The 12,129-nt window shown below is 56.9% G+C and carries 13 protein-coding genes and 1 tRNA gene; 9 read left to right on the top strand and 5 right to left on the bottom strand.

Translation table 11 applies throughout. The features are described from left to right. Nucleotides 1-3: 3 nt before the first annotated feature. The 5 genes from OXQ95_RS15295 to OXQ95_RS15275 all read left to right on the top strand — a co-directional run bounded on the left by OXQ95_RS15295 (nt 4) and on the right by OXQ95_RS15275 (nt 3,209). On the top strand, nt 4-681 hold the full coding sequence (locus OXQ95_RS15295) for an SURF1 family protein (protein WP_267382326.1): 678 nt from the start codon (nt 4-6) through the stop codon (nt 679-681). Then, complete coding sequence (locus OXQ95_RS15290; RefSeq protein ID WP_267382324.1) at nt 678-1,973, top strand: ATP-binding protein; 1,296 nt, start codon at nt 678-680, stop codon at nt 1,971-1,973. The genes OXQ95_RS15295 and OXQ95_RS15290 overlap by 4 nt, the downstream gene beginning before the upstream one ends. Next, entirely contained in the window at nt 1,963-2,496 is a 534-nt protein-coding gene (locus OXQ95_RS15285; RefSeq protein WP_267382322.1) for a response regulator transcription factor, read from the top strand. Before OXQ95_RS15290 ends, OXQ95_RS15285 begins: the two co-directional genes overlap by 11 nt. Before the next feature lie 51 nt (nt 2,497-2,547). Further along, nucleotides 2,548-2,624 (top strand) — tRNA-Pro (locus OXQ95_RS15280). A gap of 291 nt (nt 2,625-2,915) precedes the next feature. After that, nucleotides 2,916-3,209 carry a hypothetical protein gene (locus OXQ95_RS15275; RefSeq protein WP_267382320.1) on the top strand — a complete coding sequence of 98 codons (294 nt, stop codon included), beginning with the start codon at nt 2,916-2,918 and terminating at the stop codon, nt 3,207-3,209. Nucleotides 3,210-3,684: 475 nt separating this feature from the next. Here OXQ95_RS15275 and OXQ95_RS15270 read toward each other — a convergent pair whose 3' ends face one another. Further along, a complete protein-coding gene (locus tag OXQ95_RS15270; RefSeq protein ID WP_267382318.1) occupies nt 3,685-6,702 on the bottom strand; it encodes an NACHT domain-containing protein in 3,018 nt (1,005 codons plus the stop codon). Nucleotides 6,703-7,036: 334 nt separating this feature from the next. Further along, nucleotides 7,037-7,447: a hypothetical protein gene (locus OXQ95_RS15265; RefSeq protein WP_267382316.1), complete on the bottom strand. Its 411-nt coding sequence runs from the start codon at nt 7,445-7,447 to the stop codon at nt 7,037-7,039. A 219-nt stretch (nt 7,448-7,666) separates the two neighbouring features. On the opposite strand from OXQ95_RS15265, the gene OXQ95_RS15260 reads away from it, so the two are divergent. Beyond that, on the top strand, nt 7,667-8,212 hold the full coding sequence (locus tag OXQ95_RS15260) for a recombinase family protein (protein WP_267382314.1): 546 nt from the start codon (nt 7,667-7,669) through the stop codon (nt 8,210-8,212). Between the two features lie 153 nt (nt 8,213-8,365). Here the strand turns inward: OXQ95_RS15260 and OXQ95_RS15255 are convergent, their stop codons facing one another. Next, nucleotides 8,366-8,626 carry a helix-turn-helix transcriptional regulator gene (locus tag OXQ95_RS15255; protein ID WP_267382312.1) on the bottom strand — a complete coding sequence of 87 codons (261 nt, stop codon included), beginning with the start codon at nt 8,624-8,626 and terminating at the stop codon, nt 8,366-8,368. 119 nt (nt 8,627-8,745) lie between these two features. On the opposite strand from OXQ95_RS15255, the gene OXQ95_RS15250 reads away from it, so the two are divergent. Beyond that, entirely contained in the window at nt 8,746-9,405 is a 660-nt protein-coding gene (locus tag OXQ95_RS15250; protein WP_267382311.1) for a hypothetical protein, read from the top strand. A gap of 160 nt (nt 9,406-9,565) precedes the next feature. Here OXQ95_RS15250 and OXQ95_RS15245 read toward each other — a convergent pair whose 3' ends face one another. Beyond that, entirely contained in the window at nt 9,566-9,907 is a 342-nt protein-coding gene (locus tag OXQ95_RS15245) for a hypothetical protein (RefSeq protein WP_267382310.1), read from the bottom strand. A gap of 363 nt (nt 9,908-10,270) precedes the next feature. Between OXQ95_RS15245 and OXQ95_RS15235 the strand changes: the two genes are divergently transcribed. Together OXQ95_RS15235 and OXQ95_RS15230 are read left to right on the top strand one after the other, a co-directional pair. Next, a complete protein-coding gene (locus OXQ95_RS15235; RefSeq protein WP_267382306.1) occupies nt 10,271-10,606 on the top strand; it encodes a hypothetical protein in 336 nt (111 codons plus the stop codon). Between the two features lie 239 nt (nt 10,607-10,845). Then, a complete protein-coding gene (locus tag OXQ95_RS15230; protein ID WP_267382304.1) occupies nt 10,846-11,295 on the top strand; it encodes a lysozyme inhibitor LprI family protein in 450 nt (149 codons plus the stop codon). Nucleotides 11,296-11,790: 495 nt separating this feature from the next. Here the strand turns inward: OXQ95_RS15230 and OXQ95_RS15225 are convergent. Then, nucleotides 11,791-12,129 (bottom strand): hypothetical protein (locus OXQ95_RS15225; RefSeq protein ID WP_267382302.1); only part of this gene is annotated, 339 nt, incomplete at its 5' end.

Genomic DNA, 12,129 nt, shown 5'->3' with positions numbered 1-12,129 from the left:
CCGGTGCGGCGCATCGTCGCCGCATCGCTTGCGCTTCTGGCGCTGGCGGGGTTCGTCGCGCTCGGCACCTGGCAGGTGCACCGGCGGACGTGGAAGCTGGCGCTGATCGCGGCAGTCGAGACGCGGGTGCACGCGCCGCCCGCCGCGGCGCCCGGCCCTGCCGCGTGGCCCGCGATCGACGCGGCGCATGACGCCTATCGTCACGTTCGCGTCGACGGCATCTATGACGGCACGCGCCAGACGCTCGTCCAGGCGAGCACCGATCGCGGCCCCGGCTGGTGGGTGATGACCCCGCTCCGCACCCCCTCCGGGTTCGTGGTCCTCGTCAACCGCGGCTTCGTCGCGGGGCACGGGGCGCCACCCTCTCCGGCCGGCCCGACCAGCGTCACCGGCCTGCTCCGCATCACCGAGCCCGGCGGCGGTTTCCTGCGCAGCAACGATCCCGCGCATGATCGCTGGTTCTCGCGCGACGTCGCCGCGGTCGCCCACATGCGCGGCATCGCGCCCGCAGCCCCCTATTTCGTCGACGCCGATGCCGGCCCCGAACGGCCGGGCCAGCCGGTCGGCGGCCTCACCGTGATCCGCTTCACCAACAACCATCTCGTTTACGCGCTGACATGGTATGGTCTTGCCATCATGTCCGCGCTCGCCGCCCTGTTCGCGCTTCGCCGACCGCGATGACCGCGCCGCTTCCTCCCGGCGAGGCGGGGTCGCGCAACATGCTGCAGCTTATGCAGTTGCGCTGGCTGGCGATCGCGGGGCAGCTCGGCACGATCCTGCTCACCCGCTTCGCGTTCGGCGTCGCGTTGCCGATGACCGCGATGCTCAGCGTTCTGACCGGGCTAGCCGCGCTCAACGCGATCAGCATCATGTGGCTGCACTGGCGGCACGGCATCGCCAACACCGAACTGCTTGTCGCGCTGCTGCTCGATATCGGCGCGCTCTCGGCGCAGCTCTATCTCAGCGGCGGGGCGACGAACCCCTTCGTCTCGCTCTTCCTGCTCCAGGTCGTGCTCGGTGCGGTGCTGCTCCGGCGCTGGTCGGCCTGGGTGGTGGTGGGGGTGACGACCGCTTCGTTCGCGCTGCTCACGGTCGCCTATCGTCCGCTGGCGCTGCCGGTCGGCTATACCGACACGCTGTTCCACCTGCACGTACAGGGCATGTGGGTGTGCTTCGCGCTCGTGGCGGTGCTGCTGCTGCTGTTCGTCCGCCGGATCGACGGCAATCTGCGCGCGCGCGACATGCATTTGGCCGAATTGCGGCGGCAGGCGGATGAGGAGGACCATATCGTCCGCATCGGCCTGCTCGCGTCAGGCGCCGCGCACGAACTGGGCACGCCGCTCTCCTCGCTGGCGGTAATCCTCGGCGACTGGCGCCGTTCGCCGCGGATCGCACGCGATCCCGAATTGGCGGCAGAGGTGGAGGAGATGCGCACCGAGGTGCAACGCTGCAAGGCGATCGTCACCGGAATCCTGCTGGCGGCGGGCGAAGCGCGCGGCGAGGCCTCGGCGGCGGCGAGCGTGCGTTCCTTCTTCGGCGGCGTATTCGCCGATTGGCGCACCGCGCGGGGCTTCGCGCATGCCGATTATCGCGACGATTTTGGCGAGGACGTGCCGATCGTTTCGGATACCGTGCTGCAACAGGCGGTCTTCAACGTGCTCGACAATGCCGCCGAAGTGTCGCCCGACGCGATCGCGGCCGTGCTCGCCCGCGACGGCGACGTGCTGACGATCACCGTCACCGATCGAGGGCCGGGCTTCAAGCCCATGATCCTGGCCGGGATCGGCTCGCCCTATCATTCCACGAAGGCGCGCGCGGGCGCAGGCCTCGGCCTGTTCCTCGTCACCAGCGTGATGCGCAAGCTCGGTGGATCGGTGACGGCGCGCAATCGGGCGGAGGGCGGCGCCGAAGTCGTGCTGCGCCTGCCGCTCGCCGCCATCGCCCTGCCCGAGGACCGCCGCCATGGCCGCTGAGCCGCTGCTCTACATCGTCGAGGACGACGCCGCCTTCGCACGCACGCTGCAACGCTCGTTCGAAAAGCGAGGCTATCGCGTGGGCGTGGCGAGCGACCCGGCGGCGCTGGAAACGTTGCTGGCAGCCGAGATCCCGGCCTATGCGGTGGTCGATCTGAAGCTCGGCCAGGCCTCGGGCCTTACCTGCGTCCGGACATTGGCCGAGCGCGACGGCGAGACCACGATCGTCGTCCTCACCGGCTATGCGAGCATCGCCACCGCGGTCGAGGCGGTGAAGCTCGGCGCGACCTCCTATCTCGCCAAGCCCGCCAACACCGACGATATCGAGGCCGCGTTCGGCCGCGGGGCGGGTGATGTGGAAACCCCGATCGGCGACCGTCAGACCTCGATCAAGACGCTCGAATGGGAGCGTATCCAGAAGACGCTGGCCGAAAGCGACTTCAACGTTTCCGAAACCGCCCGTCGCTTGGGGATGCACCGCCGGACCTTGGCGAGAAAGCTCGAAAAACGCCCGCTGCGATGAGCCACGGGCGCTTCCTTTGCGCCGCACATGCCGCTATGCCCCGCTTCGCGTCGGGGAGTGGCGCAGTCCGGTAGCGCGCCTGCTTTGGGAGCAGGATGTCGCAGGTTCGAATCCTGTCTCCCCGACCATTTTACAAAAACCCTTTGTTTTCAAAGGCTTAGGTGCCGGAAGGCTATCCGCTACGTAGCATAAGAACGTAGCAGATTGATCCACCAGATTTATTTTTTGCTGCGACCGGTCGGCTTATCTCGATGCCGCTTCTATACCCCTTGGCGGTGACAATTCCCGTAGGGGTCACCAGGCTAAGCTTTTCAATGACTTAGCAGGGAGTAGGGCGAGATTGTCTCACAGTTTTGTCTCGCGGTAGGAGCAGGTGGGATTTGCTCGCCTAATGCTTCAACGCGCGATACGTTGGTGGCATGGATAAGCCGCCTCGCAATCCACCTTGGTCGCGCGACGAACTCATTCTTGCTCTCGATCTTTACCTCACCAATCCAGCTAATCCGCCCCACAAGAGCAGCCTCGCCGTGGCCGAGCTATCGGCGCTCCTGAACAAGCTGCATCGCCTTAACGGGGTAAGCGCCACCCCTACGTCGCGGAATGAGAATGGCGTCTACCTTAAAATGATGAATCTGCGGGCGCTTGATCCTGCCTTCACCATACAGGGCAAGGTGGGAATGCAATTGGGCGGCAAGCTCGAAAAGATCGTATGAGCGGAATTTGCGGGGCGTCGAGAGCTCTTAGCAGCCGATGCAGAGGAAATTCGCCTAGCGGCTGGGTTGGCCGATGCCGACGATATTTCCAGGCTCCCTGTTGCCGATCCCTATGAGGGTGAGAGGGCGGCTTCATCATGCGCCTCCACAAGCGCTATGAACGCGATCCAATCTTGGTCAGGGAGAAGCGTAAGGCGGCAGCGGCGGCGGGATCGTTGTCTTGTGAGGTATGCGGCTTCGATTTTAATGGAGCCTACGGCGAGCTAGGCTTGGGATATATCGAGGTTCACCACACACCGCCGGTGCATACGCTGGCTGCGGGCACAAAGACGAAGTTAACGGATTTGGCACTCCGGTGCGCCAAATTGCCATCGCATGGCGCACCGAAAGGCGTTCTCGTTAGCGCTTGACGCCATCCGGGCGTCGATGAACACGGATCATTGCTCATTAGCGAGAAGTATATGGCTTTGTGCTATTATGCAGGCTCCTCGTTGTGGATAGTACCGTCGGGCTGACGATCCGCAAACAGGAAATCGCCACCGTCTAGTACCCGAGCCAATTCTTGAAAACGTCGCTTATTCGCGAAATTTGACTTTTTAAGCCACTTTTCAACCCAATCACGAACATCGGCTTTGGCTGGAGCTTTCGATGAAAGCCGGGCGTCTACCGTCCGTTCAGCATTTAGCAAAGCTACAACGCAAATCCCTAACGCTACCTTGTCATCATCAACATTCGACACCGCCTGCTTCCAAAAGTCGACATGCACTCGGCCATGTGTATTTCCGGTGTTGAATAAACTCGGATTTAGGGGAAGTAGGGAGACGATTTGGCCACCTAACTGTGACATCATCTTCCGCGCCGCCTCCTTACTAAGGACAGAATGCCTTTGATTGTAATTCATTACGTCCGAAGCACGAATAGCAACGCTTGACAGACCGTCTATTCCGCCGAATGAACCGAGATAAGGACTATTGTACATTAGAGAAAGCCGGTTTTCACCGATAGTCGTATCGCTTACATGCGCGTACCACTGCCACGCTATTCTTGCATAGGCTTCATCTTGAAGAGACTTATCGATTATGTAGCAAGACAACTGCTCCATTAAATCAATACGCAGATCTGTGGGAAGATGAGTGGCGTAGTTGTCGCTCGTCATTTGACGAACATACATCGCTTGGTTTCCAATGTAGCGGGTTAGCGCAAGATGAAGTGGTCCATTGGCATTCGAAATGAATGCAGCTTTGATTAATTCAGTAATCTTTTGATGTATAAATGAACGACGGTCTCTTGCAGCATGTGCTGCCAATCCGAAGAACGCCAATGATTCCGCTTTACCTTCTGATGCTCTTTCGAGAATTATCGGTGATACGTCGTTTAAGAAAGAAGAGATTTTGGCTTCTGCAGGATTAAGGTACTCTAATGATCGCGCCGAGAAGCTTAGTATTGCCTGCCGCTGTAGCGCATTCCTGCTCGACTTAATTGTGGCAGTTAGCCAGCCGAGCGCCTCTTCCTGTTTTCGCAAACTTCTGTATGTTTTAATCTGCAAGGCCAAGTGCGTGACCTCATTCCACTCACTCTTAATAATACGCGGCTTCAATTCGCGCAATAGCATCGCGATTGCATCAAACTTATCCTCTAAATATCTAGCGAAAAAGTATTCTAAAAAGGTTTGATGAGTGAAAGCAAAAACACTTCCACCCACTTCAGACATTATCCACGCACGTCCAGTAATGAATTTTACAAATGTCTTTGACGATGCAAACGCCTTCGCATTGCTCTCGTACAGCTCGAAAAAAGCGCTGCGCAGCGAGTTTTGAAGCCACTCTTTCGAAACACCGGCAGCTAATTTAGGGTGACCATAAATCTGTGATGCGAGGTGGATAAAGAGTTGAGATCGGTCAAATTCGCTCATGTCATCGGCGATAATTCCGCGCTTTTGATCCCATCTTTCGAACATGAGTGTCGCACACTCTTTGTAAATTTCCGGCCTGTTTGATGGAATATCGTCATTATTCAGGAACAACCATCCCATCAGCCCCAACATAAGTGGATTGCGTCGCAAATCAGCACCCGCATCCTTTGTTTGTTCAATAAACCTTGATGAAGAAGAATTCGCTTCCGCCTTGGTCTTGCCGCCAACGACCATCATAAACTTACCAACGTATGACTCAATTTCTGGATCATCGAACTTTTCTAGAACAAACTCTTCAAACTCATCTGCAAGCCGCGCATCGTCGTATCCAACAAATCGAGAAGTTACAAGGACGGGGCATAAGGGAAATTGATTGCATAACGCTGTAACAAGATCGCAGAACTCTTGCCGCATTGAGGTATCGAGAATCTCGTCTAGGCCGTCAAAGGCAAGAACTGCCGATCCAGCTTGAAGTTGATGTGTTATAGTCTGCTCAATAGATAAAATGTCGCTGCTTACATAATTAAGCATATCTTTGACTATATAGTTTAGCAAGGTGAGTTGAGGCTCTGTGGACCTGGCCTGTTCAAACTTCCGAAGAATTATCCTAATAGGCAACCGCCTCTGACTTGCCGAAGTTGTCGATTGCGCACCAAACTGAAGGTAAAGCGAAAAACTTTTTGCCATATCATAACAGAACTTTTGACAAAGGGTGCTCTTACCACCTCCCGGATCACCCAGGACCACCGCGCGACGAAACATGTCAGCAAATTCGCCATAGGTAAAACGTTTAACGTCCTCCTCCAGGCGATGGCGTGTAACGGCCTGCGCTTTCCGGTGATGCGGGTCGAATTGAGAGAAAATTTTGGAGAGCTTCGTTAATCGATTATCTACCGCCTCTTTCTCGCGAAATGAAAGGCTCGACGGTACGTAAATCCGGTTGATTTCAACGTTGCGTGGCCCTCGGTTTGTCTCAATACGGAGTGTCTTATATGATTGTTGCAGTCCGCGTGCTACTCGAAGCAGCAATTCTCGGTGACTTTCTTGATCGAAGCGCTTATCAGCGGAAACTTGTAACGACGATGCGAGACATGCGTCGATATTATCAAGGCGCTCGCGAAGTTCCGCTTGCATTGATCTTGCTAACACAAATGCAATAGGATCATGCGACGACTCCCGCATTGACGCGGTAAATGCAGCCATCATGCTAGAGTATAAGCTAATTGGGTCCGGTTCGCCGGGAAAGTGCGACCGATGTAGTTGAGAAAAGGATACTAAAAGATTCGGCGAGGAACGGCCGATAAGGGCATTTTCAATCATGACTTCAACAATGCCGCTGGACTCAAGTTCCGTCAGGAACCCGTCAACGGCCGTCGTGTAAGTGCCGTGGTATGAACCGATTACACGGACGTAGTCGTCTAAAGCTGCTACGATCAGCGGGTCTGTCGTTGCCTTCAACCGCGCCGCGTGATCGACCTTCTGGAGACGTGATATGCGCTGAAAGGGCGCCGATATCGCACGCTTCAAGCCAGTATTTAAAAATTCTCCAATAACCCCAATGGCAAGCTCGCTCGCAACCATACAGCCGTCCTTTAGATTTGTAGCGGGATAATTATGCCACAAGAAATGCTTTTGAGAAGCAGCTATCGATGGATCCCTGGTTGTACAATGCTAGCAAATCGAATGGAGCATTGGGCAGCCCCAGAACGGGGAGGTCCGCTGCGCCGGTGCCAATGCAACGGTAATTAGGCTCTCGCTCTTGGTAAGCAGGATAAGTTTTCGAGTTTCATATTCGTACCGGGGCCATGGCGCGCCGTTAGCGTAACGCCCACAGCGTCCCGCCTCTACGTCGCTGGCATGGACCGTATGCGGGTCGTAACCGCTGATCTATGCGAGCGACCGGCACCGCCATCCCCTACGGCAAAATCAATGCCGTCGAGTTTATGTTGTACGCCACCACGGCAGCCTTGTCCTTGTCGAAGGAAAACACGAACGCTTCTTCGGCAGGGCCTTTCGAGTAATTGGCAGCACACCGAATGGACAGCGAATGCCCGTTCGTGTTCACCGTGTCGTTCCAGCCAATCACCTTCGCATCCTTAAACAAGCCGAGCTTGCGATGCACGGCCTCTAATATCGGCGTGAACTTCGACTCCGGCGTAGCTGCCTTGAACGCGGGGGCGGTGGCGCCATAGATCGCGGCGTATTGGCCTGCATTCAGCCTGCTATGGAATTCCGCACTTGCTTTGGAGGCCAGCGGCATATCGGTCGATGGCGAGCAAGCCGACAGTGCGGCGCAGCCGGCTAGTACCGCATACCTGTATGTCATCGTCGTCCTCCCCGTAGGCGGCAACATAGCTATCGTATCGCGTTGCGTGGGCAAGGCGATACCGATGCAGTTTCCGACCAATCCAGCCCTCTTTGTGTCCCCATCGGTATACCCCTACGAGACAGCGTCATGAAACAATGGACTCGTCTCTTTAGGGTTTGACTCCGAGCATTATGAGACATACCTAGGCGGCTCCTAGAGCCTATTGGGACAGTCACCATGACGACCATCATCGGATATGCACGGGCAAGCAGCGCAGAGCAGGATTGCTCGATCCAGGAAGCGGCATTGAAGGCTGCCGGTTGCACGATCGTTCGATCGGAAAAGCGCTCGGGCACGACGACAGATGGACGAACGGAATTGGAGACGGTTCTTTCCTTCATTCGTACCGGCGACACGCTCATGGTGACTCGGATCGACCGCCTTGCAAGGTCGGTACGCGATCTGGAAACGATCGTGGCGACGTTGAAGGCCAAAGGGGCTTACCTCCGTGCCACGGAACAGCCTATCGACACTTCGACGCCAGCGGGCGTTGCCTTCCTGCAAATGCTAGGTGTCTTTGCCGAATTCGAAACAGCGCTGCGCAAGGAGCGACAAATGGAAGGGATCGCCAAGGCGAAAAGCGAGGGCAAGTACCTTGGACGGAAGCGGTCGGTCGATACCGTCGCCGTGAATGCGATGAAGGCCGAAGGGGTTAGCCCGAGCGAGATAGCTAAGCGGCTCGGCATCGCTCGGGCTAGTGTCTACCGCGCACTGGCATCGTAGCAGGGCCCTATGAGGTGCCCTACAGCTCCAATCAGAACGAGCCTTGGTTTTGTAGGCAAAGGAGCACCGGACCTCTCGTTGAGGCTCCTAGCGACCAAATACGATGCATCTAGCGCTTCAAGCCGATCAATATGAAAGGAACTGGAAACAGCGTCACAGGCTCACGGTCTTCGGAAGCTTCGACCGCAGTTCCGTTAATAAATCAGCAACCGGTACACCCATCGCCTCGGCGATGACGACAAATTCCAAAATATCCAGTCTGCGTTCTAGAAGTTCTATTTTATTGATGAACGATGGCGGCTTGCTCAAACGACGAGCTAACTCGCGCTGGCTTATACCGCGATCCCTCCGCACCTTGGCCAATGCATCGATAAGAATGCGGTATTCAGCCGAGACGACCCAACTACGCTGCAAGTTCGCTGCCCCGCCGTTATAGCAGCGCTTGATCTAAGCCCCCTTGCCAACGTCCCCGTTATGGGGACATTGGAGGCTATGGATCGGCCGGTGCATCGGCTTTGATGGAGGGGGAAGGCGTGGATCGGTCGGCGGGGCTTACGGTGATTGGCATTTGCCTGTTGATGGGCGGCACGCTGCGGACCTTCGAATATTTCGACGCACGCGATCGTGAGAAGCCCGGCCGAGCCGAAAGCTCCCTCGTTCAACGCCCGGTCAAGATTACCACAACGCCACCCGCAAAACGAACGATCAAGCCAAGCGACTTGGATTTCAGCTTTGCTGAAAATGCCGCTCGCTACAAAGTACAGGTTGCCGCAAGTATAAACGATATTATGGATACAAACCGCAATTGCGTTGACTTAGATACCGATACATTGCTTTCAATGTCGGACCGGCCTTCAACAAATCCGTCCTTACAGGTGGCCTGTAAAGATGCCAGTGGGCGTGAGTTCGCCGTTCAATTTCACGCCAAGGACGCAGCTAGCGGTGTTCGTGCTACGCCGATGCCTGAACCTATAACCGAAGACGACGCAGGTCGGCTTTGTCAAAGGGCAGTCACCATAAAGCTACCGAATGAACCGTCCGTAGCGTTAGGTGAAGCATACTTCCGATCGTCGCCAAACGGTAGAGCGTCGGTTAGTGCTCAAGTCGATGTTGATGATCGGCACTATCGAGCGATTTGCCGTTTCATAGGGCGCGCCATCACTTACGTATCGGTAGACCTAAGGCCTTTGTAGGAGATCGACTGCTTTGCGATTGTAGGCCGTTTTAGACACGATGTCTTAGAACTTTTGACGGCCGTGCTTACCTATGCCTATGGATTTTTGCTCCAAAAATTCCGGGATGCTCACAGGTCGCGTGCACGGCAGAGCGCAAGTGCGAACGCGGCGGCGACCTTCAATCGACCTTCCGCTTGCCCCGCCGAACCTCTGCTACCTTGGTCATGAAGTCGATCGTTTGCGGTATGCCGAGGCTTGGAACGATGCCGTTCCATGCCGTGCGCGTATACGTGCCCCGACAGTAATCCGCCTGCGTTTGGCCATGCCGAGGGTCGCGGCATTCCTTCCAAAACATATCATAGGAACGCCTATCCCCGTCGCTTCGTGAAAACAGGAAAGCGAGGACGAAGCGGAGGGCGAATGTCGGCTGGATCGCGCCTTCATGGGCACGGTGGCAAACCTCGTCCAACGCGACGAGGGCCTTCCAAATTAATTGATCCTCATTGGTCGCCACGCCCATGCATCTGTCGATCGTTACAGGTGGTTGGAGCCAAGGACCGATCGGGCCGCGTCGATCGCTTGGCGATAATGGACCGTCTCGTATCGCTCCGCTTCATCAAAGCCGACCGGAGTCCAATCTTCCGTAGGATAGCAGGAACGGTAAACGGCCTCGGCGGCGGCGCGCAGGGCGTTATCGTTGCAGGTTGGTAGCTCCATCGATCCGACTCACGCTCATTTTCGCCGCCGATATAATTAGAACATATGGAGAACATGGCGCAAGGGCGGAGCCCATGCGGATCGGCACTCTTCATCCGGCTTTGGTGGTTTGCCGTCCGTCCGCTTCTGGCGCATCTTTCGGGGACGAAGATTGTAAGAGGCGAGCGTGATCGATCCATCATTCGCGTTTTGGTATTCGTTTGGCGGTGCCGTGGTGATGCCGTTCGTCGAGCCGCTTCTCTGGTTGCCTGCGCTCGTGATCAGCAGAACCACTCCGAGCAAACGCCGATTTTGGCTCGAAATGCCATGTAGCATTGCGTTTGCGTTCTTTGTTGGGTGGCACGAAAACGGCTTCGCCAGCATGGCAGGCCTGGATGCCACGGTGAAATTGATCCAGTTCGCCCGACCCGCTTTGGCTGCCATCTTCTGTGCTCTGGCCGCGCGCCTCCTGTGGAAGGGAGCAAGTGCGATTATGGCGACCTACCGGGCACGACGGGCCTGACGACTGGAAGTGGGCGGATGCCGACCGGCGGCTTTTGACGGCGGCTTTTGACGGCGGCTCCGCCGATCGGGAACGGCGTGACGTGGTGGGGAACGGACAGGCAGCTTTCAGGAGGAAGCTGGCGATAGCTGCCGTTCCCGAAAAGGATTCTAATCTGAAACCTTTGATAAACCCGATCAGAAAGCATTCAGCTTCGCGGTAGCAAGCGCCACTTGCTCGTCTCACTTGGGAGAACCACCTTGAAACGCGTTGCGCTCGCCGTCCTCGCTGTATCCGCAACGCTCGCTTGCAGTCCAGCGCGGGCGCAGTCGCCGGCGGACTTCTCCGCCATCGATGCCAAGCTCAAAGCGTGCTCCGACAGCAATCCCAACAATCAGGGAGTTTCGAATTGCACCGTGGCGGCGATAGCAGCGGCCAACCGGCGGCTAAATGACGTCTATACCGGAGCGCTGAACACTTTGAACCATCCGGGGCCGCATTCCGCGCCGTATAATCCCGAGATCCCAAAGCGGTTGATCGTCGCAGAGCGCGCGTGGATCGCGTTTAGGGATGCAGAGTGTAGCTACAAAGAAACAATCGCGCTCGGCGGGACCGGCGAAGGCTACGCCTACGTAGTCTGTGTCTACGAACAAACGAAAGCGCGGGTGAAGGCGTTGATGGCGCCTGACGAGCCACACATCGCGCGTTAACCAGCCGCCGACCGCCTTGAGTTGGTGGATCGCGGACATCGATATGCGCGGGCTAAGCAGTGCATGATGTTGGACGCAGCGTAACAATGCGCTGGCCTGAGGAGGAGGCAGGATTTCGATGCGAACGGTTGATGCTGTCGATGGAGAGATCCGGTTTACCGCAACATGGGGCGGCGTAGACCGTTACGTGTTCATCCCTGATCCGTACGTCTCCAAGGACGCAGGTCGCTCCGTAAGTCGGGACGAGGCAATTGCGTACGTTCGAGAGCACTTGGAACGATATCGCTCCGAGGCACAAGCGCAACATGGCAATCATAACCCGGATAAGATCGTGATCTTGTCCCGAACTTCCACTGCATCAGAACAATCCAGCTAGGTGCGGCTCTGTCCGCAAGTGGGCGTTGCCGAACGGCAGCTTCCGGTGTCCGCTTGCTCGATCTCGGATGTCGCGTCGTGGTGGGGAGCGGTCCGGCAGCTTACGGACCAAATATTCGCTTAGCTGCCGTTTTCACGCCTCGCTATCGTCGCTTCAACGTCAGCGACTTTCTGGCGAAGGCCAGTAAGAAACGGCTGCCCATGTGTTTGCATCTTATCGGGCGAGTAACCCCGTATTGCCTCTTCATAGCGCTGCACCTGATCGATAAGGCTGGCCCGAAGCCGCCCCAAATCGCGATCGGATAGTGTCTCTCGCTTTAGGTAGGCTCGCTCGATGAACATCGTGGCATCGTATGCCCGCGCGACTAAGCGACTGCAATCAGGCGGAGTGAGGATGATATTGAGCGGCAAGGTCTGGGCGAAAGCGGATTGACCGCTATCGACGTCGACGTCCTTGGA

This window comes from Sphingomonas sp. GC_Shp_6, assembly GCF_026540835.1.
In the GTDB taxonomy this organism is placed as follows: domain Bacteria; phylum Pseudomonadota; class Alphaproteobacteria; order Sphingomonadales; family Sphingomonadaceae; genus Sphingomonas.
This window is presented reverse-complemented; position numbering and strand designations above follow the sequence as displayed.